This window comes from Planococcus sp. VCh962, from assembly GCF_057748275.1.
Genome location: NZ_JBYLHS010000013.1, coordinates 1 through 22455, shown reverse-complemented (window position 1 = coordinate 22455; position 22455 = coordinate 1). Strand labels below are relative to the sequence as shown.

The 22455-nt window shown below is 44.7% G+C and carries 20 protein-coding genes and 1 tRNA gene; 17 read left to right on the top strand and 4 right to left on the bottom strand.

The genetic code is table 11. From position 1 onward, the window contains the following. Nucleotides 1–2: 2 nt before the first annotated feature. From AC3AQ9_RS19550 to AC3AQ9_RS19540, 3 genes are read left to right on the top strand one after another with little or no spacing between them, the layout of a single operon-like run. On the top strand, nt 3–1598 hold the full coding sequence (locus AC3AQ9_RS19550) for a putative polysaccharide biosynthesis protein (protein WP_488309149.1): 1596 nt from the start codon (nt 3–5) through the stop codon (nt 1596–1598). Nucleotides 1599–1600: 2 nt separating this feature from the next. Continuing rightward, complete coding sequence (gene yabN, locus AC3AQ9_RS19545) at nt 1601–3064, top strand: bifunctional methyltransferase/pyrophosphohydrolase YabN (protein ID WP_488309148.1); 1464 nt, start codon at nt 1601–1603, stop codon at nt 3062–3064. 3 nt (nt 3065–3067) lie between these two features. Beyond that, entirely contained in the window at nt 3068–3358 is a 291-nt protein-coding gene (locus tag AC3AQ9_RS19540; RefSeq protein ID WP_488309147.1) for an RNA-binding S4 domain-containing protein, read from the top strand. A 64-nt stretch (nt 3359–3422) separates the two neighbouring features. On the opposite strand, the gene argF is transcribed toward AC3AQ9_RS19540, so the two are convergent. The 3 genes from argF to AC3AQ9_RS19525 are packed head-to-tail and all read right to left on the bottom strand — an operon-like array spanning nt 3423 to nt 8528. Further along, nucleotides 3423–4373, bottom strand: coding sequence for an ornithine carbamoyltransferase (argF, locus tag AC3AQ9_RS19535; protein ID WP_488309146.1), 951 nt, complete (start codon nt 4371–4373; stop codon nt 3423–3425). After that, complete coding sequence (carB, locus tag AC3AQ9_RS19530) at nt 4370–7465, bottom strand: carbamoyl-phosphate synthase (glutamine-hydrolyzing) large subunit (protein ID WP_488309145.1); 3096 nt, start codon at nt 7463–7465, stop codon at nt 4370–4372. The genes argF and carB overlap by 4 nt, the downstream gene beginning before the upstream one ends. After that, nucleotides 7458–8528 (bottom strand): carbamoyl phosphate synthase small subunit, encoded by a 1071-nt coding sequence (locus AC3AQ9_RS19525; RefSeq protein ID WP_488309144.1) that lies wholly within the window; start codon nt 8526–8528, stop codon nt 7458–7460. The genes carB and AC3AQ9_RS19525 overlap by 8 nt, the downstream gene beginning before the upstream one ends. Nucleotides 8529–8827: 299 nt before the next feature. Between AC3AQ9_RS19525 and AC3AQ9_RS19520 the strand changes: the two genes are divergently transcribed. The 3 genes from AC3AQ9_RS19520 to AC3AQ9_RS19510 all read left to right on the top strand — a co-directional run bounded on the left by AC3AQ9_RS19520 (nt 8828) and on the right by AC3AQ9_RS19510 (nt 10396). Continuing rightward, nucleotides 8828–9250: an FtsB family cell division protein gene (locus AC3AQ9_RS19520; RefSeq protein WP_488309143.1), complete on the top strand. Its 423-nt coding sequence runs from the start codon at nt 8828–8830 to the stop codon at nt 9248–9250. A 114-nt stretch (nt 9251–9364) separates the two neighbouring features. After that, nucleotides 9365–9796, top strand: a complete 432-nt coding sequence (locus tag AC3AQ9_RS19515; protein WP_488309142.1) for a S1 domain-containing RNA-binding protein — start codon at nt 9365–9367, stop codon at nt 9794–9796. A 111-nt stretch (nt 9797–9907) separates the two neighbouring features. Further along, a complete protein-coding gene (locus tag AC3AQ9_RS19510) occupies nt 9908–10396 on the top strand; it encodes a DinB family protein (RefSeq protein WP_488309141.1) in 489 nt (162 codons plus the stop codon). 28 nt (nt 10397–10424) lie between these two features. On the opposite strand, the gene AC3AQ9_RS19505 is transcribed toward AC3AQ9_RS19510, so the two are convergent. Beyond that, nucleotides 10425–10498 (bottom strand) — tRNA-Met (locus AC3AQ9_RS19505). A gap of 118 nt (nt 10499–10616) precedes the next feature. Here AC3AQ9_RS19505 and tilS point away from each other — a divergent pair. From tilS to lysS, 11 genes are all read left to right on the top strand, one after another. Next, on the top strand, nt 10617–12008 hold the full coding sequence (gene tilS / locus AC3AQ9_RS19500; RefSeq protein WP_488309140.1) for a tRNA lysidine(34) synthetase TilS: 1392 nt from the start codon (nt 10617–10619) through the stop codon (nt 12006–12008). 31 nt (nt 12009–12039) lie between these two features. Continuing rightward, nucleotides 12040–12591: a hypoxanthine phosphoribosyltransferase gene (hpt, locus tag AC3AQ9_RS19495; protein WP_300990910.1), complete on the top strand. Its 552-nt coding sequence runs from the start codon at nt 12040–12042 to the stop codon at nt 12589–12591. A gap of 120 nt (nt 12592–12711) precedes the next feature. Beyond that, nucleotides 12712–14721, top strand: coding sequence for an ATP-dependent zinc metalloprotease FtsH (gene ftsH, locus AC3AQ9_RS19490; RefSeq protein WP_488309139.1), 2010 nt, complete (start codon nt 12712–12714; stop codon nt 14719–14721). Between the two features lie 178 nt (nt 14722–14899). Then, nucleotides 14900–15667: a type III pantothenate kinase gene (locus AC3AQ9_RS19485; protein ID WP_488309138.1), complete on the top strand. Its 768-nt coding sequence runs from the start codon at nt 14900–14902 to the stop codon at nt 15665–15667. A gap of 17 nt (nt 15668–15684) precedes the next feature. Then, nucleotides 15685–16566, top strand: coding sequence for an Hsp33 family molecular chaperone HslO (gene hslO / locus AC3AQ9_RS19480; RefSeq protein ID WP_488309137.1), 882 nt, complete (start codon nt 15685–15687; stop codon nt 16564–16566). A 199-nt stretch (nt 16567–16765) separates the two neighbouring features. Next, a complete protein-coding gene (locus AC3AQ9_RS19475; protein WP_488309136.1) occupies nt 16766–17494 on the top strand; it encodes a peptidyl-prolyl cis-trans isomerase in 729 nt (242 codons plus the stop codon). Between the two features lie 131 nt (nt 17495–17625). Further along, nucleotides 17626–18567: a cysteine synthase A gene (cysK, locus tag AC3AQ9_RS19470; protein WP_488309135.1), complete on the top strand. Its 942-nt coding sequence runs from the start codon at nt 17626–17628 to the stop codon at nt 18565–18567. 157 nt (nt 18568–18724) lie between these two features. Continuing rightward, the gene (gene folP, locus AC3AQ9_RS19465; protein ID WP_488309134.1) at nt 18725–19537 is read left to right on the top strand and encodes a dihydropteroate synthase; all 813 of its coding nucleotides are present in this window, start codon (nt 18725–18727) and stop codon (nt 19535–19537) included. Continuing rightward, a complete protein-coding gene (folB, locus tag AC3AQ9_RS19460) occupies nt 19537–19902 on the top strand; it encodes a dihydroneopterin aldolase (RefSeq protein ID WP_488309133.1) in 366 nt (121 codons plus the stop codon). The genes folP and folB overlap by 1 nt, the downstream gene beginning before the upstream one ends. Continuing rightward, nucleotides 19899–20387, top strand: coding sequence for a 2-amino-4-hydroxy-6-hydroxymethyldihydropteridine diphosphokinase (folK, locus tag AC3AQ9_RS19455; protein WP_488309132.1), 489 nt, complete (start codon nt 19899–19901; stop codon nt 20385–20387). Before folB ends, folK begins: the two co-directional genes overlap by 4 nt. A gap of 151 nt (nt 20388–20538) precedes the next feature. Beyond that, complete coding sequence (lysS, locus tag AC3AQ9_RS19450) at nt 20539–22023, top strand: lysine--tRNA ligase (RefSeq protein ID WP_488309131.1); 1485 nt, start codon at nt 20539–20541, stop codon at nt 22021–22023. Nucleotides 22024–22455: the final 432 nt, after the last annotated feature.

Below are 22455 nucleotides of genomic sequence, written 5' to 3'. Positions count from 1 at the left end.
CGTTGAACAATGAAGGAACGATGAAGACATTCATGAAAGGCGCAGTCCTTTTAACAATGGCGGGCTTGATTGTTAAATTGCTCAGTGCCGTCTATCGGGTGCCTTATCAAAATTTGGTGGGGGACCAGGGATTCTATATTTATCAGCAAGTTTATCCGTTTATCGGCATTTTCAGTACGTGGACATCGTATGGCTTTGCCGTTGCGGTTTCTAAACTGATGGCCGATTCTGAGGAAAAGGACCACGGCTCCATTTTGCGGATTGCTTTTGGTTTTATTGCCGTGGTTTCCACATTGTTCTTCCTGGTTCTATTTTTGGGCGCGGATTTGCTAGCCGGATGGATGGGAGACGGCCAGTTGAGCAGATTATTGCAAGTCGGAGCTTTTGCAGTGCTCTTGATGCCGCCGCTTGCGGTGTTAAAAGGGTTTTTCCAATCGAATAACGAAATGGCGCCGGTCGCTTATTCCCAAATAACCGAGCAGGGAATCCGGGTAACGGTCATTTTGCTCGGTACTTGGATTGTGATCTCAAGCGGTTTTTCCCTGTATGCAGCAGGACAGATGGCAATGTTTGGCGCTGTTGCCGGTGAAATAGCGGGGGTTATTCTGCTAATTGCCTTTTTCCGCAGACGCCTATTCAAATTCAATTCGCCTTCTAAGCTAAGAGCGTGGCCGGTCATTAAAAACATGACGGCCATTTCACTCAGCATCAGCATGAGTTCCTTGATCTTGCTGTTTTTTCAGCTGGCTGATTCCTTTACCATTTTCCGGCTATTGACGGAAAGCGGAATAGACCGGACTTTGGCGATGGAGCAAAAAGGCGTTTATGACCGTGGCCAGCCGCTTGTCCAATTCGGCATCCTGATTGCCACATCGCTCGCTTTGACGATTGTTCCACTTGTTGCCCATATGTCGAAAAAAGAAAGCGGCCGTTCAGCACAAATGTATGCCGGACTCGCTTTCCGGATTTCGTTTCTGTTTGCTTTTGCAGCGGCTGCCGGTCTGACATTCGTTATGCCCTATGTGAACGAAATGCTGTTTCAGACGCGGGATGAATCGTTGACGCTGATTGTTTTCAGTTGGCAGATTGTCTGGATGTCGCTGCTTTTGATTATGACTGCGATGCTGCATGGTTTAGGGAAAGTCAAAGTGCCAGCGTTGCTTTTAACCGGTGGTTTGCTCATCAAAATACTTGGAAACTGGTTGCTGGTACCGATTTGGGATGTGACGGGAGCAGCAGTGGCAGGAAACTTGGGATTGGCCTTTATTGTCATCGGACTGCTTCAGTACTTTAAAAATGTATGGCCGATCCGTTTTGCTCCGATCCGTTACTATGGCTGGATCGCCGTTTCCACTGCTGCAATGGGCATTGTCGTTGTCGGCTGGGCTCTTTTTTCAGATATCGTGCTGTTTGATGGCGTCACCAGCCGAGTTTCCGCTTTGCTGATTTCATTGACTGCCGTGCCACTCGGGGCTGCCGTCTTTCTATTGTTAATTGCAAAGAGCCGGATTATCACGGAGAAAGAGTGGTATATTATCCCGTTCGGAAGAAAATTGGCCAGCCTCCAATTAAGAATCAGACAACAGAAAAGAGGGTAAAGATGAATACCATACATGTAATCGGGCTGGGCGCAGGAGATCTAGATCAATTGCCGCTCGGCGTTTATAAAAAACTGAAACAAGCCGCTAATTTGTATGTGCGTACCAAAGATCATCCAGTGCTAAAAGAACTGGCAGCAGAAGGCGTGGAATTTACGTCTTTTGATGCGGTTTACGAAAAACACGATACGTTTGCACCGGTATATGCGGAAATTGCCGATACCTTGGTAGCACTGGCAAAAGAACAATCTGTCATTTACGCTGTGCCGGGACATCCGCTTGTTGCAGAGCAGACGGTACAAAATTTGATCCAGGCTGAGAATGCCGGAATGTGCCAGTTGTCGATTGAAGGCGGACATAGTTTTCTGGATGCTTTGTTCGGTGCGCTGCGCATCGATCCGATCGAAGGCTTTCAGCTTCTTGACGGAACGGAAATGAAAAGCGACCACGTCAACATGACCCAGCATATTTTGATCGCCCAAGTATATGATTCATTCAGCGCTTCCGAAGTAAAGCTGACGCTGATGGAAAAATACCCGGAAGATTATCCGGTGACGATTGTCACTGCAGCCGGTTCTGCGAACGAAGTCGTACGCACCGTTCCGCTTTATGAGCTCGACCGTGCAGCGGAAGTGAATAACTTAACGACGGTTTATGTGCCGCCGGCAAAAGACCAAATGACCCGCTTGAAGGAATGGCAGACGTTCCGCAGCATCGTGGCACAGCTGAGAAGCCCTGAAGGCTGTCCATGGGACCGTGAGCAGACACATGAGTCGCTGCGCCCTTATTTACTGGAAGAAGCTCATGAGCTTCTTCAGGCGATTGAAGAGCAGGATGACGCAGCCATTGCCGAAGAGCTTGGTGATGTGTTGCTGCAAGTGTTCCTCCATGCCCAGATTGGCCAGGACAATGGTTATTTCCAGCTCGAGGATGTCCTGTCTGCCGTGAGTTCAAAAATGATCCGCCGCCATCCGCATGTATTCGGAGATGTGGAAGTGGATAATGCCGATGAAGTGGTGGCAAACTGGCAAGCCATCAAAGCGCAGGAAAAACCAGCAGCTGGGTCAATCTTAGATGAGCAGGAACGCTTCAGTTCTTCGTTGATTACATCTTATAATTACCAGAAAAAAGCTGCGAAGGTCGGTTTTAGCTGGTCGGATGCAGACGGGGCATGGGAGAAATTCCAAGAGGAGTTGCAGGAGTTTCAAGCGGAATTGGCGAAAGGTTCTACAGACCGCCAGCTGGATGAACTCGGCGATTTGCTGTTCACTTTAGTGAATATTGCCCGGTTCTATGAATTGTCGCCGGAACAAGCAATGGTGCATGCCAACCGCAAATTCCAGCAGCGCTTCCGACACGTTGAAAAACGCGTGAAGGAAGGAACCGGCAATTTCAGTGATTATTCGCTTGAACAGCTCGACCAATTTTGGAATGAAGCCAAAGAAATGGCAAGAAAGGAAGACTGACTTATGCGACTTGATAAATTTTTGAAAGTATCACGATTGATCAAACGCCGTACGCTGGCAAAAGAAGTAGCTGACCAAGGCCGCATTACCGTGAATGGCGGCAAAGCAAAAGCCAGTTCCGTCTTAAAAGAAAACGATGAACTGCAGATTCGTTTTGGCCAAAAAGTGGTAACGGTACGGGTAGAACAATTAAAAGAAAATGCAAAAAAAGAAGAAACCGCCAATATGTATACCATCTTGAAAGAAGAGAAGCTGGATAAAGTGGAACCTGAATTCATCGATGACGAAGCGTGAGCGTTGAGAAAAACAAAAAGCTGTTCCGGAGTCTATGTTCCGGAACAGCTTTTTCTGTATGGATTTAATTAGCCATAAGTGCAACAAGCAAGGCTTTCTGTGCATGCAAGCGGTTTTCAGCTTCCTGGAAGACTACGGAATGAGGGCCTTCTAATATGCTGGTTGTCACTTCTTCTTCTCGATGTGCCGGCAAGCAATGCATAAAGATGTAATTTTCGTTCGCATGCGCTGCAAGTGCATCGTTCACTTGGAAGCCTTTAAAATGTTCCATGCGTTCAAGTGCTTCAGCTTCCTGCCCCATGCTGGCCCATACATCCGTGTAGATGATGTCACAGTCTTTTACAGCTTCAACAGGATCTGTCGTTACGTGAATGTTGGCGCCGGTATGGTAGGCAATTTCCTGGGCCAGTGCCACCATTTCAGCTTTCGGTGCATATTTGACAGGAGCAGCAATGGAGATATCCATACCCACTTTGGCAGCTCCGATCATCAGCGAGTTAGCCATATTATTGGCATCACCGATATAGGCCATTTTTTTGCCGGCAACTGTTCCGAAATGTTCCTGGACTGTAAGTAAATCGGCAAGCACTTGGCAAGGATGGAAATCATCGGTCAGGCCATTAATGACAGGAATGCTGCTATTGTCCGCCAGTTCTGTGACAGTCGCTTGATGGAATGTGCGGATCATGATGCCGTCGAGATAACCGGATAAAACCTTTGCTGTATCGGCGATGCTTTCCCCCCGGCCCATTTGAATATCACGTGTGCTCAGATGCATCGCGTGCCCGCCGAGCTGAAGCATGCCCGCTTCAAAAGAAACGCGTGTGCGGGTCGAAGATTTTTCAAAAATCATGCCAAGCACTTTACCTTCCAATAAAGGAAGGTATTTATTTTCCGGTTTTTTCAACTCTGCCGCCAAAGACAGCAGATCCAGAATTTCCGAGGGACTGTAATCTTTTAAAGATAAAAGATGTTTTTGAACAAGCTGCGGCGCTGATGGTAAAGCTATTGTCATTTAACAAGCACTCCTTTCGTTGATCCATGAATGGCCTTGACATGTTCTTGAAAAGCGGCAATGGTTTCGTGGCGAGTCCATACATGAAGCCGGTGGATAGCCGCTTGTGCTGCTTGAATAGCATCCGGGTCCGGTGTCAGATCGATATAAGCTTTTTTATGATCAGTTTTTAACCATTGTTCAAAAGGCAGGGAGGCTTCCGTGCAGAACGTGAAACCATGCTGTTTCCAAAATGCCTGGTCAATCAGCGGCAGCGAAAGCTCTGTTGTAAAGATGGTGCCTCCGCCGTGCAAAGCGGCCAGTTGTTGGGATGCGCCGTCCAAAGCTTTCTGCATGGCGATGGCGGAATCCGGGCTTTGGCCAATCACTTCTCCAGTCGACATCATTTCAGGGGACAGGACAGGTGATAAGCCAGGCAATTTGATATGAGAGAACACAGGCGCTTTGACTGTATAATCCGGCTGGCCATTATACTGCTCTTTGATTCCCAGCTCATTGAATGGTACGCCGAGCATCAATGCGGTAGCCAGCTGGACAAGCGGGACGTCTGTTGCTTTCGAACTGATCGGCACGGTGCGGGATGCCCGTGGATTAATCTCCATTACAAACAATTGATCTTGCTCATAAACGAATTGGATATTAAATAAACCGGTGTAATCCATATTGCGGGCGATATGCTTGGCGGTGTCAGTCAGTTTCTCCAGTGCATCAGCCGTCAAAGAGACCGGAGGCGTAATGGAAATGCTGTCGCCTGAATGGACGCCCGTACCTTCGATATGTTCAAAAATAGCAGACACCCAGACATTTTCACCGTCCGTTAAAATATCTGCTTCCACTTCTTTGCCGGTAACGAAATGATCTACCAGCACGGGGAAAGCCATTTTGGTATGATCCAGCCAGTGCTGCAAATCCTGTTCATTATGCAGCACCGTCATCCCTTTGCCGCCAATTACATAAGAAGGGCGAATGAGTATAGGATAGCCCAGCAGCTCTGCATAATGCGGAACTTCTTCCAATTTTGCTGCTGTATAACTTGGAATAGTCGGAAGCCCGACCGACTCCAAAAACGAATAAAAGCGGTCTCGGTCTTCCATTTGATCCAGCAATTCCACCGTTGAGCCAAGAATGGTAATGCCTGCATCTTCCAGCTGGGCCGCCACATTCAACGAAGTCTGGCCGCCGAATTGAACGATCACTTGTGTAATGCCTTCATAATCCAGCACATTCAAAATATCTTCCGCTGTCAACGGTTCGAAATACAGGGCATCCGCAATTTCATAATCGGTACTGACGGTTTCAGGATTATTATTGATCATCACCGCTTCATAGCCGAACTTTTGCAATGCCAGCACGCTATGGACGCAGCAATAATCAAATTCAATCCCTTGGCCGATACGGATAGGGCCGGAGCCGATTACTGCCACTTTTTTAGAATTGAGCGCGCGTCCATCAGAAGATCCCTTCCAAGTGGAATATAAATAATTCGTTTGTGAACGGAATTCTGCTGCACAGGTATCAATCACGCGATAAGCGGGAAGCAAGCCCCAGCTTTTCCGCTGTCCCCATACTTCAGAAACTGGAATCGACCAAAGATCAGCCAGTTGCTGATCACTAAAGCCAAGCGTTTTGGCGATTAGCAAGCGTTCATGGGTCAGGTCGTTCCATGACAATAAACGCAGTTTATGCCATTCATCCACAATACGTTTCAGCACGAACAGGAAATAGGGAGCAATGGCGGTCATACTGTGCAGCTCTTCAATGCTTTTGCTGCGGATCAATAATTCGAATAACACAAACAGCCGGCGGTCGTCTGCTTCAATGGCCAGTTTTTCCAATTGGGCTTGCGGCATGTCGGAAAGAACAGGCAAGCGGAATCCGTCAAACGGGATATCCAAGGAACGGATGGCTTTTTGAAAAGCCGCTTCCATGCTGCGTTCAATCGCCATCACTTCTCCGGTCGCTTTCATTTGCGTTCCAAGCTTGCGGTTCGCTTGGTGGAACTGGTCAAACGGCCAGCGCGGGATTTTGACCACAACATAATCCAAAGCAGGTTCGAAACTTGCGAAGGTGGTGCCAGTCACGGGATTTTTCAATTCATCGAGCGTATAGCCGATGGCCAGCTTTGCCGCGATTTTAGCAATCGGATATCCGGTTGCTTTAGAAGCGAGCGCTGAAGAACGGCTGACCCGCGGGTTTACTTCAATCAAATAATAAGCTGACGTTTCCGGATGAAGAGCAAATTGTACATTACACGCTCCAACAATCCCTAACGCATCGATAATGTTAATTGATGCGGTGCGCAGCATATGGTATTCTCTGTCGTTCATCGTTTGGCTTGGAGCCACTACGATGGAGTCGCCTGTATGGACACCAACCGGGTCCATATTCTCCATATTGCAGACAGTGATGCACGTGCCGTTCGCATCCCGCATCACTTCATATTCAATTTCCTTATAACCGGCAATGCTTTTTTCGACCAGGCATTGGTTAATCGGGCTAGCGCTGAGCCCTTGCGTGACAAGCGACAAATAGGTTGCTTCGTCTTGGGCAATGCCGCCTCCGAAACCTCCCAATGTATAAGCGGGGCGGACAATCAATGGATACCCTGCGTGTGCGGCAAATGCCAACGCACTGTCAGTCGAATAGATAATATCGCTGTCCGGAACAGGCTCGCCAAGTTCATTCATCAATGCCCGGAATTGTTCGCGGTCTTCTGCTTGTTTGATCGATTTAATATTGGTGCCAAGAAGCGATACCTTGTATTCCGCTAAAATTCCTGAATCAGAAAGGGCCATTGCCAAATTTAAGCCGGTTTGGCCGCCGACTGTGGCCAGCAAACCGTCTGGGCGCTCTTTTTCAATAATGGCCGCAACGCTTTCCACAGTGAGCGGTTCAAAATAAACTTTGTCTGAAACGGTTTTATCCGTCATGATCGTAGCGGGATTGTTATTGACCAAAACAACGTGGATGCCTTCTTCTTTTAAAGCAAGGCAAGCTTGTGTGCCGGAATAATCAAATTCAGCTGCTTGGCCGATAACAATGGCGCCTGAGCCAATGACCAGCACTTTTTTTATGTCCTGCTTTTTAGGCATGAATTTTCACCTTCTTTTTCTGTTGGGTTGTTAAGAGAAACTGATTGAACAATTCTAAGTGCTCGGCAGGCCCTGGAGCTGCCTCTGGATGAAACTGGACTGTCATGATGGGAAGTGAGGGATGCACGAGCCCTTCAATGCTGCCATCATTGACATTTTTATAAAGAATGGAGAGCGGCGTTTCTTCAATGCTCGTATCTTCTACCACATAACTGTGGTTCTGCGAACTCATGGTGACCTTTTTTGTTTTCAAATTGACGACTGGATGATTGGCGCCTCGGTGTCCGTAAGCAAGTTTTGTCGTCTTCGCCCCAAAAGCGGAAGCCAGTACTTGGTGGCCAAGGCAAATGCCGAATGTCGGGTACCGTTCTGCCCAATCGCGGTATGTAGGAAACTGAAGTGAAAGTGCTGCAGGATCACCAGGTCCGTTCGAGAACAGCAAGCCATCTAGTTGAAGAGCATCCAATTTTTCGGTCGATGCCGTATGCGGAATAATGCTCACTTTGCAATTCCGTTTCAGCAGCTCGGCCAAAATAGAAGATTTATAGTGAAAATCAATCAAGCCGATATGGATGTCACCCTCGCCTAATACCGATATTTCTTTCTCCGGTATTTCAGTAGAGAAGAAATTGGTTTTCACCGGGTTCCAGAAAGCAGGGGAAGAAAGACTGGGGCCGATAAAAGACTGCATCGTCCCGAATTCGCGAACTGTCTGGATGACGGACCGTGTATCGACACCACTTAAAATAGGGATTCCGTTATCTTTCGCAAAATCCGCCAAGGTCATCGCATCTTTTTCGACAGGCCCATCGTATAATTCCGCCACTACAATGCCGGCCGCTTGGATTTTTTCTGACTGAATATGATCTGAATGAATGCCATATTGGCCAATCAATGGGTACGAGAATACAATAATCTGCCCTTTGTAAGAAGGATCTGTCAGTACTTCTTCATAGCCAGTCATTCCGGTGAAAAATACAATTTCGCCTTGAACGCCAGTTATGCCACCGTGCCATTTCCCTTTAAATGATTCTCCACTCGAAAGTGACAACAATCCTGCCATAATTTCACACTCCATTCATTTATGCGTTCTTAATGTATATTTATTAATGAGTCAAAATAAAAAGTTTGAATAAAACTAATGAAATGTAGATTTTTTAAATAGTAACTCATATTATAAACTGCATAAAAATTAAGTCAATAGTATTTTTATTAATTTTGGTAACTGCAGCTAAACAGTTTTAAACGGCAAGAAGCCAAAAGAATGTAAATTGCGGCGATTCTTATTGGATTTAGGGTTTTCTTACCAGCAAGTTTTCATGTATAATGACAACAAAGTATGCCAAAGGGGGGAAACAGGTCATGAATTCGAAGAGAGAAAAACAGGTGGACAATAGCGAAGTCACTTCAATTCGCAATGACTATGTCCGCTCGGTGGAACTGCAAGAAAAGCGCCACCAGGCACACAAGGTTCGTTTGTTCAGAAGGCTGGCTGTCTTTGGACTTCTTGTGGTCATGGCGAGCATCTGGATTGGCACCACCATTTATGCACAAACACAAAGCATTTCAGAAAAAGAACAAAGGCGCGAAGAAGCATTGGCTGAACTTCAGACAGTGGAAAAAGAACAAGCGCAGCTGCAAGAGCAAATTCTGTTGTTGAATGACGATGAATATATTGGGAAACTGGCACGCAAAGAATACTTCTTGTCTGAAGAAGGCGAGATTATTTTCACAGTTCCGGAAGATAATGAAAAAAATGAAGAAAACAGTGAGGAAAAAGAGTAGTCAGTTGACACTCTTTTTTTGATGGTTATAATAAAAAGTGGGAAGAGTCCCGCTATTATAAGCACATGGCCCAAATTGGAGTCATCTTAATTTTTAAGGAGGAGCATTTTTTTTATGTCGATTGAAGTAGGCAGCAAGTTAGAAGGTAAAGTTACAGGTATTACAAATTTCGGAGCGTTTGTTCAGCTTCCAACTGGTGCAACTGGCCTCGTGCATATTAGTGAAGTCGCCGACAACTATGTCAAAGACATTAACGATCATCTTAAAGTAGGCGAAATGGTTGAAGTGAAAGTGATGAATGTAGAAGCTGACGGTAAAATCGGCCTTTCCATCCGTAAAGCGAAACCTCAGCCGGAAGGCGCACCCCAGCGTCCAGATCGTCCGCAGCGTCCACGCCCAAGCAATAACCGTTCATTTGAACGCGCGCCTAAAGAAAATTTTGAAACGAAAATGGCGAAATTCCTGAAGGAAAGTGAAGAAAACATTACTTCATTGAAACGTGCAACAGAATCGAAGCGCGGTGGCCGCGGCGCAAGAAGAGGATAACTTGCTAGCTGTTTTAATAGCATAGGAAAATGCTTCAGCACAGCTTAACAATTTAAATTAGAACGCTTCTCACTTGGGAAGCGTTTTTTTTATAAAAATGTTAAGGAAGTGATGACCATTAAAAAAGAACAGGTATTAAGAGCGTATAAGGACTATGAAATTTATTTAGCTTCTTTGAACACGGCAGTAAAAAGCGATGCAGAAGCGCATACTCCGATATCAGAAGGGAAATGGTCGATTGCCCAAATCATCATGCATCTCGGGGAATGGGATCGTTTCATTCGTGAAAAGCGGTTGCCGCAAATGGCGGAAGGTGCTAAGGTCGATTCTTTTTCTGATGTGGACGCATTCAATGCGGCAGCAGTGGAACCGGTAGCTCAAATGACATTTCCTGAAGTATTGGCGCATGCACAAAGAGAACGGGCTCTTTTAAGACAGGCAATTGAAGAAATGGATGAAGTGCAGTGGAATGCCACTTTCTCAGTCGGTGGCCAGGAGAAAAAGGCGGCTTCTTATTTTGAAGGAATGCTAGAACACGATGCTCATCACCGCAGGCAAATCGATGGATTTTTGCATAAAAAAAGCAGCATCCTTAAATAAGGATGCTGCTTTTAATCACTATTGAGAATGGCGGCAGAGGGGATCGAACCCCCGACCTTACGGGTATGAACCGTACGCTCTAGCCAGCTGAGCTACGCCGCCCTGTTCAAACGAACATTTTAAATCATACTATTGAACCGATAAAGTGTCAATTATAATTTGAAAATAATTTTCAATAAAGCATATAATAAGTGCAAGAAGAGCTGAACGAGGTGTGCAAATGAAGACGTTTTACAAGAAAATGATGGAGCATATCAAAAAGCATCGTTTGCTTGTAGCAGGGGACCGGGTGCTTATTGGATGTTCTGGAGGAGTCGATTCGCTGGTTTTGCTGCATTTCCTCAAAACCAATGAAACTCATTTAGGCATTTCAGTGCATGGGGTCCATGTCAACCACATGCTGCGTGGGGAAGAATCACGCCAAGACCGTTTATTTACAGAAGAAATTTGCCGGCAATGGCAAATTCCATGCTATAGCCAGGATATACCCATCCCGGAAATCTTAAAAGCAAAGGGCGGCAATAAGCAACAAGTATGCCGGGAACAGCGATATGCTTTTTTTGAGGAAATGCTGTTGCGGACTGAAGCTGGCAAATTTGCTACGGCCCATCATGCAGATGACCAACTGGAGACCATTTTAATGTCCGGTATAAGAGGGACACTGCAGTTCGGAAGTTTCGGTATCCCGGTACGCCGTCCGTTCGGAAATGGTGAATTGATTCGTCCGTTGCTTGCGGTTACACGCGAAGAAATTGAGCAATACGCCAAGGAAAACCGGATTGTGCATAGAGAAGATTCCAGTAATGCAGAAAAAGTTTATACAAGAAACCGGATTCGCCACACCATCGTGCCATTATTGAAAATGGAAAATAACACGATTTCAGAGCAGTTTACCGAATTAGCTGAAACAATGCAGCAAGATCAGCAATTTTTATTGGAATTGGCCGAAGAAAAATTGAAACAGGTCGCCCATTTTGAGGAAAACGGCATCCGTTTATCAGCTAAAAGTTTCAGCCGAGAAGCACTTGCTTTACAAAAAAGAATGGTTCTAATACTATTAAACTATCTATATAATAAAGGGCAAGTGGAAATCACAAGGCAGTTGGTCGAACAAGTGCAAGAAGTGATGCAATGTTCAGCCGGTACTGTTTTTTTACATTTGCCGCAAAATTGTATGATGGTTCGCCAATACGATTCTGTTCTTTTTAGCAGGAACCCGATTGGTGAAGCCGCTGTAAAAAAAGTTTCGATCGTTTCAGATGAATGGTCAATGGAAATGAACGGTTTTCGATACAAAGCAGTCCCTTTATCTCAAGCCAAACTCGAAGAAAGCGGTACATTTTGGTATTTTTCTGCACCTGAAAAGATAAAGATGCTGGTAAGAAACCGCAAGCCGGGTGATCGCATCCAGCTTGCGGGTATGGAACGTTCAAAAAAAGTGGCGCGTTTGATGATTGATGAAAAAGTACCTGTCCCTTTAAGGAGGGATTGGCCGGTCATTGCAACAGAGAACGATGAAGTTTTGTTTCTTCCTGGTTTGCGTCCGTCAAATTTCTTCAGCCGTGTGAAGCGCGATGAAGATAATTGGGTATTGATAGAACAGAAAGTTTAGATCGCAAAAAGAGGATTATAGGAGGTCCACCATGCTACAGAAAGACATTGAAGAAATATTAATCTCAGAAGAACGCCTGCAAGAGAAAGCGCGGGAACTAGGAGCAATACTGACCCGTGATTATCAGGACAAATACCCGTTGGCAATTGGGGTATTAAAAGGCGCTATGCCATTTATGGGAGATTTGATGAAGCGCATGGATAGCTATGTTGAAATGGACTTTATGGATGTTTCAAGCTATGGCAATGCGACAGTTTCTTCAGGAGAAGTAAAAATTATCAAAGACTTGAATGCAAGCGTGGAAGGCCGCGATCTTCTTATTATCGAAGATATTATTGACAGTGGATTGACACTTAGTTATTTAGTGGATCTGTTTAAATACCGTAAAGCAAATTCAATTAAAATCGTTACACTTTTAGACAAGCCCTCTGGCCGGAAAGTGGATTTGAAAGCGGATTATATTGGATTTGAAGTTCCGGATGCATTTGTTGTCGGATATGGCTTGGATTATGCAGAAAAATACCGTAACTTGCCTTATATTGGAATTTTGAAACCGTCGGTGTATAGCGAGGATCAAGAATAGTCAACAGAAGTTCACAAACCGTTAATTCAGTAGGGAAGCTGAGACCTTTTCGTTGTATGCTGAAATGTTCCTATGTTAGTATTTAGTATAGTTTTGGGAAACTTTGTGAGGAGGCTTGGAATGAATCGAATATTTCGATACACCATATTTTATTTACTGATTTTCCTTGTGATTATCGGGATTTTGGGAACGTTCAATAACAGCGCCCAACCGACTGAAAATATAGGATATGACGAATTTTTGGGGGCATTGGAAGATGGGACCGTTACTGATGTAACCATCCAGCCAGATGCCAATGTTTATGAAGTGACAGGCAAGCTCTCAGGCTATGATGAAGGCGAGTCATTTGTTACAAATATTCCAATGGAAAATGAAGCGTTGATTACACGGATTGATGAAGTTGCGACAAACCAAGATGTCAACGTGGATTACTTGAAAGCTCCGCAAACAAGCGGCTGGGTTTCTTTCTTCACGGGGATCATTCCATTCATCATTATCTTCATTCTCTTCTTCTTCTTACTTAACCAATCACAAGGCGGCGGTGGCGGCCGGGTGATGAACTTCGGGAAAAGTAAAGCGAAGCTGTATGACGATCAAAAACACAAAGTCCGCTTCAACGACGTTGCTGGAGCAGACGAAGAGAAACAAGAACTTGTGGAAGTTGTTGATTTCTTAAAAGACCCGCGCAGATTTGCAGATATCGGTGCACGCATTCCAAAAGGTATTTTGCTTGTTGGGCCTCCGGGTACTGGTAAAACTTTGCTGGCGCGCGCAGTTGCCGGTGAAGCAGGCGTTCCGTTCTTCTCGATCAGTGGTTCGGACTTCGTTGAGATGTTTGTCGGAGTCGGGGCTTCCCGAGTTCGTGACCTTTTCGAAAATGCTAAGAAAAATTCTCCTTGTATCATTTTCATCGATGAAATTGATGCAGTTGGACGTCAGCGTGGAGCTGGACTTGGCGGCGGTCACGATGAGCGTGAACAGACATTGAACCAATTGCTAGTTGAAATGGATGGTTTCGGTGCTAACGAAGGCGTCATCATCATCGCAGCAACAAACCGTCCGGATATTCTGGATCCTGCCCTTCTACGTCCTGGCCGTTTTGACCGTCAGATTACAGTTGGCCGCCCGGATGTCAAAGGACGCGAAGAAGTATTAAAAGTGCATGCGCGCAACAAACCGCTTGATCCAACAGTGGACATGAAAGCAATTGCTCAGCGCACACCTGGATTCTCAGGTGCAGATTTGGAAAACTTATTAAACGAAGCAGCACTGGTTGCAGCTCGTCGCAGTAAACTCAAAATCGACATGGCCGATATCGATGAAGCAACAGACCGGGTAATTGCAGGTCCTGCGAAAAAGAATCGTGTCATCTCGAAAAAAGAACGCAATATCGTGGCATTCCACGAAGCGGGTCATACCGTTGTCGGTTTGATGCTGGATGATGCGGAAACTGTGCATAAAGTAACAATTGTTCCGCGTGGACAAGCTGGCGGTTATGCGGTAATGCTTCCGAAAGAAGACCGTTACTTTATGACGAAGCCAGAATTGCTGGATAAAATCTCAGGCTTGCTTGGCGGACGCGTATCGGAAGATATCATTTTCGGCGAAGTATCAACTGGTGCCCATAATGACTTCCAGCGTGCAACAGCAATTGCCCGCAGCATGGTTACAGAATACGGCATGAGTGATAAGATTGGACCGATTCAGTTTGGTCAGGCACAAGGCGGAAACGTCTTCCTGGGCCGCGACTTCAATTCGGAACAAAACTACTCAGATGCTATTGCGTTTGAAATCGACCAAGAAATTCAACGCATTATCAAAGAGCAGTATATCCGTACAAAAGAAATTTTGACTAAAAACAAAGATCTTCTTAATTTGATCGCAACTACATTGCTTGAAGTTGAAACATTGGATGCTGGCCAAATTCTTCACTTGAAAGAGCATGGTACACTTCCTGAGCGTTCATATGAGGCATTAAATGGCGATTTCGAAAAAGAAGGCGTTGATTTGAAGAAAGACGTCACACCAGATGTGACAGGTGCACCAAACGATCCTTCAGCAGGTGATTTGCCGAAAGAAGGCACCACTTCTGGACGTGCTTCAGGCCCGATCCAAGAGGAACATAAATAAATAATTTAAAAGCTTGGTTGTCCGTTTCCTTTGGGGAATGGGCAACTTTTTTTATTATCCCGCCTATTTTGCCTGACTCTCGAAGTGCATAAGCTAAAAGTGGGCATTCCGTTTTTCTTATTTCTTTGGATATATGGTATGATATTTTGGAAAAACCTGAATAAGTGAGGGGCCTATCATGATTTTAGTAATGGACGTTGGAAACACCAATATTGTTTTGGGTGTTTACGGCCAAGATCAACTTTTATATCATTGGCGGCTGGAAACAGATCGTCATAAAACCGAAGATGAATTTGGTATGCAGGTCAAAGCACTTTTAAATGATGCCGAATTAACCTTCGCTTCGATTGACGGCATTATCATGTCATCTGTTGTTCCGCCCATCATGTTTGCGTTAGAACGGATGTGCCAAAAATACTTACAAGTAAAACCATTGATTGTAGGGCCAGGGATTAAAACTGGGTTGAACATTAAATATGAAAATCCTCGCGAAGTAGGAGCAGACCGTATTGTCAATGCAGTTGCTGCCATCCATGAATACGGAGCACCACTGATTATCGTGGACTTTGGAACAGCTACTACCTATTGTTATATTGATGAACATCGGCAATACATGGGAGGGGCCATTGCTCCTGGAATCAATATTTCAACAGAAGCCCTATATACAAAGGCTTCCAAACTGCCGCGAATTGAAATTGCCCGTCCTGCCAACGTTGTTGGAAAAAATACCGTATCTGCTATGCAGTCAGGGATTGTCTATGGCTATGTAGGGCAGGCTGAAGGCATTGTGTCGCGCATGAAAGCACAAAGCAGGCAAAAACCGACTGTCATTGCAACAGGTGGAATGGCTTCGCTGATTGCGAATGAATCATCGGTGATCGATAAAGTAGATCCATTTTTAACGTTAAAAGGGCTTTATTTAATTTATAAACGCAACCAAGCGTAAAGAAAGGAAAGATGGAAGTGGGAGATTATTTAGTGCGAGGACTAGGCTTTAACGGCAGCGTCCGCGCTTTTGCGGTAGATACGACTCAGACTGTATCGGAAGCACAGACGCGCCATATGACATGGCCGACTGCTTCGGCAGCATTGGGGAGAACTATGACCGGCGGCGTTATGATGGGCGCCATGTTAAAAGGAGACAATAAAGTGACCATCAAAGTAGATGGTGGCGGACCTATAGGCGCTATATTGGTGGACAGCAATGCCAGAGGCGGAGTACGGGGATACGTCACGAATCCGCAGGTCCATTTTGATTTAAATGAAAAAGGCAAGTTGGATGTACGCCGTGCAGTGGGAACTGAAGGGATGTTCTCGGTCGTTAAAGATTTAGGGCTCCGCGATAATTTTACTGGCCAAACGCCTATAGTCTCAGGAGAAATTGCTGAAGATTTTACGTATTATCTGGCTATTTCTGAACAAGTGCCTTCTTCGGTAGGGCTCGGTGTATTAGTAGACACGGACAATTCCATTCTGGCCGCTGGCGGTTTTATTGTTCAATTAATGCCCGATACGGATGACGAAACCATTTCGAAAATTGAAGAACGCCTTTCCAATATCGAACCGGTTTCAAAAATGATTCAGCGCGGCTTGTCACCTGAAGAAATTTTGGAGGAAGTGCTTGGGAAAGGAAATGTTAAGATTTTGGATACAATGCCGGTGAAGTTTGAATGCAATTGCTCGAAAGAACGGTTTGCCAATGGAATTCTTGGATTAGGCCAACAGGAAATTCAAGAAATGATCAAAGAGGATGGAATGGCGGAAGCGCAATGCCATTTCTGTTTGGAAACCTATCGTTATTCTAAAGAGGAGTTAAAATCGTTCATCGATGAGCTCCAACAATAATCGCCGGCGTCCCACTCCACCACCGGCACATGTGGGGCGGCCTAAAAGAAAACTCAAGTCAGGTCCACTGTTATTCCTAATCTTCCTTTTACTGATTGGAAATGTTCTTTGGTTCATTGCATGGCTGATTCCAAATAGCCCAGGCGGCAGCGAAGAAGTCGCTTCCGTCAGTGGCAAGGCCATCACTCGGGGAGAGTGGATGGCAGCTATGGAAGAACAACATGGCCGCGATATGCTGCTTGAATTGGTTAACCAAGAAGTAATGGAAACTGCGGCAAAAGAATACAATATAAAAGTAAGTGAAGAAGAAATAGATCTGGAGCTGGCTATGCTTCGCTCGGCGCAGGACGGTACCGAAACGGCTTTGTATGCAGATGATTCTGAGCGGATGAAGGATAAGGTAAAAGCTCAGCTGATTTTGGAAAAAGTTCTTACTAAAGACATTGTCATTGAAGAAAGCAAAATCGAAGAATTTTATAAACAAAACCAGTCGCTTTATGACATCAAAGATGCTTATCAAACACGCATGATTATAGTGGATTCAGACAAAGAGGCGCAAGAAGCGATCGCAGAGTTAGAAAACGGTTCTTCATTTGAAGCGCTCGCACGCGAACGCTCTCTTGATACAGCTTCCGGCAGTTTAGGCGGCGATATCGGTTATGTTTCTGCTGGTCAATCCTCTATAGATCCAGCCATCACTGAAGCAGTAGCTTCTGTTGGCGTAAACGATTGGTCTGGTCCTCTTACATTGAAGGACGGACGTAAAGCCATCATTTCAGTTACGGAAAAAGCGGAAGGGCAAAAATTTTCTTTCAAAGAAGTAAAGAATCATATCAGCCGAGAACTCGCACTTGAGCAATTGCCGCAGTCTGTAACCCCAGAAGCCTTCTGGAAAGAATTCGATGCAAAATGGTTTTATGGTGAATAAAAGCAAAAGACATTTCCTTTGGAAATGTCTTTTTTAAATAATTCGTACAATTTGACAAGGTTTAAAGAACATTGATACCATGAGGAGAGCATAATACAGATAAAATTACTAGGGATTAGGAGTGTTGAGAAATGGCGCGTATTGGAAATTCCGTAATTGATTTGATAGGACAAACACCTATCGTAAAGTTAAACCGTATGACGGGGGCCGAAGACGCTGAAGTTTATTTGAAATTGGAATACTTTAATCCTGGAAGCAGTGTAAAGGACCGTATTGCCTTAGCGATGGTAGAAGCTGCTGAAAAAGCGGGAGATTTAAAAGAAGGCGACACGATTATCGAACCTACTAGCGGAAATACGGGAATCGGGCTTGCCATGATTGCTGCTGCAAAAGGTTATAAATCAGTCCTGGTCATGCCGGAGACGATGAGCACGGAACGCCGCAACTTGCTTCGCGCTTACGGAGCCGAGCTGGTGCTGACTCCAGGACCGGACGGAATGAACGGACCAAACGGTGCCATTAAAACCGCTGAGAAACTGGCTGCTGAAAATGGTTGGTTCATGCCTCAGCAGTTTAAAAATGAAGCAAACCCAGAAGTGCATCGTTTGACTACAGGTCCTGAAATCGTAGAAGCGATGGGAGACCAGCTGGATGCTTTTATTTCTGGAATTGGTACAGGAGGCACGATTACAGGAGCCGGACAAGTGTTGAAAGAAAAATATCCGGATATCCATATTGTCGCTGTTGAACCAACGGATTCTCCGGTGCTTTCTGGAGGGAAGCCTGGCCCTCATAAAATTCAAGGGATTGGTGCTGGCTTTGTTCCTGAAATCTTGAATACAGAAATTTACAATGAAATCATTCAAGTAACAAATGAGCAATCTTTCGAAACGGCCCGCCAAGCAGCGCGTGAAGAAGGTATTTTAGGCGGCATTTCATCAGGAGCAGCTATCTATGCTGCATTACAAGTAGCAAAACGTCTTGGGAAAGGCAAAAAAGTATTGGCGATCATTCCTTCGAACGGAGAACGCTACCTAAGCACGCCGCTCTATCAGTTTGAAGAAAACAACTAAATGGTATTTTTAAAGAGCATGCTTAAGGCATGCTCTTTTATTGTGGCGATAATCCATCAATACGCGTTAAGATAAAGGCAGTCTAGTTATAGATCTGTACTATTTCCCGGGAAATAGTTTTGAAGCAGGCAGAATTAAAGAATGGATGGTGTACATAATGAAAATCGATCTTAATGGAAAAACATGGATAATGGGCATTTTGAATGTCACGCCAGATTCTTTCTCGGATGGAGGAAGCTATACAACTGTCGAGCGGGCAGTAGCTCATGCCAAGCAAATGGTTGCGGATGGTGCGGATATCATCGATGTAGGCGGTGAATCGACCCGGCCGGGTTATACATTAATTTCTGACCAAGAAGAAATTTCTCGGATTGTTCCCGTGATAAAGGCATTAGTGAAAGAAGTAGATGCTTTAATTTCAATTGATACGTACAAAGCAGCTGTTGCTGAAGCGGCAGTGGAAGCTGGTGCCCATATCATCAATGATATTTGGGGGGCGAAATACGAGCCTGAAATTGCTGAAGTTGCAGCGAAATGGAATGTTCCTATTATCTTAATGCATAACCGTAACGATACGTCATACACGGATTTTTGGGAAGATGTTAAGCGGGATATGAATGACAGTATTCAAATTGCTTTAAAGGCAGGCGTCAGCCATGAACAAATTTGGTTAGACCCAGGTATTGGCTTCGGAAAAACGTCCTCGCATAATATTGAAATGATGCAGCACTTAGGTCAATTTGTGGCGCTAGGTTATCCGGTTCTCCTCGGCACTTCGCGGAAGTCGCTAATCGGCAAAGTACTCGACGTTCCTGTTAATGAACGGCTAGAAGGGTCTCTTGCCACTGTATGTTATGGAGTAGATAAAGGCTGCCACATTGTTCGTGTGCATGATGTAAAAGAAACAAGTCGTGCAATCCGCATGATGGATGTTTTAACAGGCAAGCAAGTATATAAAGGGGTGGAGTAATGGATTTTATTCATGTAAATGATATGGAGTTCTATGGTTACCACGGGGTATTTCCTGAAGAGACAAAACTTGGCCAGCGTTTCCGTATGACTGTTTCATTAGCGGTCGATTTGAAAATGGCCGGTGAAACCGATGACTTAAAGCACACTGTCCATTACGGAGAAGTATACGAAGCGTGTAGGGCAATTGTTGAAGGAGAGCCGAAAAAACTAGTGGAAGCAGTCGCTGAAGAAGTGGCGGCTCGCCTCTTAACTCAGTTTTCGCTTGTGAAAGGTGTTCGTGTGCAACTGATTAAACCTGATCCGCCAATTCCAGGTCATTACAAGTCGGTTGCCATCGAACTGACGCGAGGAGAATTTGCATGAACGAAAGTTATTTGTCTTTAGGATCCAATATGGGAGATCGCTTGAATATGCTGAAGCAAGCCGTCCGTTTATTGTCTGAACATCCATCCGTTGAGGTGGCGGCAATTTCTTCTCTATATGAAACGGAACCTGTAGGCTTTACCGAGCAAGATCCATTCTTAAACATGGTTATCCATGTCCGTACGTCGTTATCTGCATTTGAATTATTGGATGTATGCCAGGAAATCGAACAGCAACTGCATCGTGAACGACTTGTACGATGGGGCCCCCGAACAATAGACCTTGACATTTTGCTATATAATCAAGACAATATGAAAACAGAGAGGCTAATCATTCCGCATCCACGGATGCATGAGCGTGCTTTTGTTCTGATTCCTTTATTAGAAGTGAATCCGTCTCTGGAAGATTTTTATCATCCGGATCAACAAGGCGTCCAGCTTTGGAAATCCTACGACGGAGTCGACGCATTTTTGCGGCAGAATTGACTGAGCGTGAAGCTGTGAGCAGTGCAGTTTAATTAGATGGACGAGCTGTCACAAATTTGTGGCAGCTTTTTTATGTAGAGCCGACAGAAATTGTGTACAATAGAGAAATACATGAACGAGAATGGTTTTTATAGATAAAGGAGTGTAGGACATGTCAGAAGAGTTAAATGATCAAATATTGGTGAGACGTCAAAAGATGCAAGCTTTCCGTGATCAAGGAATAGATCCATTTGGCGCTCGTTTCGAACGAACTCATTCTTCAGAAGATATCATCAACCAATATGGAGACTTGTCGAAAGAAGAGCTTGAAGAAAATCCTCATGAAGTTGTAATTGCTGGCCGTATTATGACGAAACGTGGAAAAGGGAAAGCTGGATTTGCACATGTGCAAGATTTAAAAGGGCAAATTCAAATTTATGTTCGCAAAGATGCAATTGGCGATGAAGCTTACGACTTATATAACACAGTAGATTTAGGAGATATTGTTGGAGTTAGAGGGACTGTCTTCAAAACAAATGTAGGTGAATTATCGGTTAAAGCGAAAGAAGTTGCCTTTTTAACAAAAGCTCTTCGTCCGCTGCCTGAAAAATTCCATGGATTAAAGGATATCGAACAACGCTACCGTCAGCGCTATTTGGATTTAATTACAAGCGAATCCAGCAAAGAAACGTTCATTCTTCGAAGCCGTATTATCCAATCAATGCGCCGCTACTTGGATAACCAAGGATTCTTAGAGGTTGAAACACCGATGTTGCATTCAATTGCAGGAGGAGCGGCAGCACGTCCTTTTGTTACCCATCATAATGCTCTTGATATGGAGCTTTATATCCGTATCGCAATTGAACTCCATTTGAAGAGATTAATTGTCGGGGGATTAGAGAAAGTATATGAGATCGGCCGCGTTTTCCGTAACGAAGGAATTTCAACTCGGCACAATCCGGAATTCACCATGCTTGAATTATACGAAGCCTATGCCGATTATAATGACATTATGGCTTTAACAGAAAATCTCATCGCACACGTTGCCCAGGAAGTCTTCGGCACAACTACTGTTCAATATGGAGAAGACGAAATCAATTTAGCTCCAGGTTGGAGACGCCTACATATGGCAGATGCAGTAAAAGAATACACAGGCGTAGATTTCTGGCAGCAGCTTACAAAAGAAGAAGCGCAGGCACTGGCCAAAGAACATAACGTTGAAATAAAACCTACTATGGAAACAGGGCATATTCTAAATGAATTTTTTGAACAAAAAGTAGAAGAGGAACTTGTGCAGCCTACTTTTGTTTATGGTCACCCTGTGGAAATTTCTCCTTTAGCGAAGAAAAATCCTGAGGACGAGCGTTTTACGGATCGCTTTGAGTTATTTATCGTACGTCGTGAACATGCGAATGCTTTCACGGAGTTGAATGATCCAATTGATCAGCGACAACGTTTTGAGGCCCAGCTTATCGAGAAGGCTGAAGGTAATGATGAAGCACATGAAATGGATGATGACTTCATCGAAGCCTTAGAATATGGGATGCCTCCTACGGGTGGTCTGGGAATTGGCATTGATCGGTTGATAATGTTATTGACTAATTCGGCTTCCATTAGAGATGTTCTTTTATTCCCTCAAATGCGTCCGCGTGATTGATGGCAATATAGTTATGTAGAAGGATTTATCGACTCGAAACTAATTTAGTTTTGAGTCGATTTAATTTTTATTAATAAAGTGTTGCACATCTTATGAAGTGGTGATACACTAATTGATGTCGTGTTTTTCGAAAGTGAAACGCACAAAAGAAAGTTTGAATTTGTTATTGACTTCTAAGTTGGAAGCTGGTAATATTGAAAAGTCGCCAATGAGTGCGGCGTTACAAAATGAAAAACATGAACCTTGAAAACTGAACAGCAAAACGTCAACGAAAAGCGACGGCCGCGCAAAACGGCCGAAGCAACGTACTGATCAGGGTTACCAGATCAAAGCGACTCGCGCATCTTTCAAAGATGGCGAGACGCCAGCAGAACATTGAGCAATCAATTTCTTCTATAATGGAGAGTTTGATCCTGGCTCAGGACGAACGCT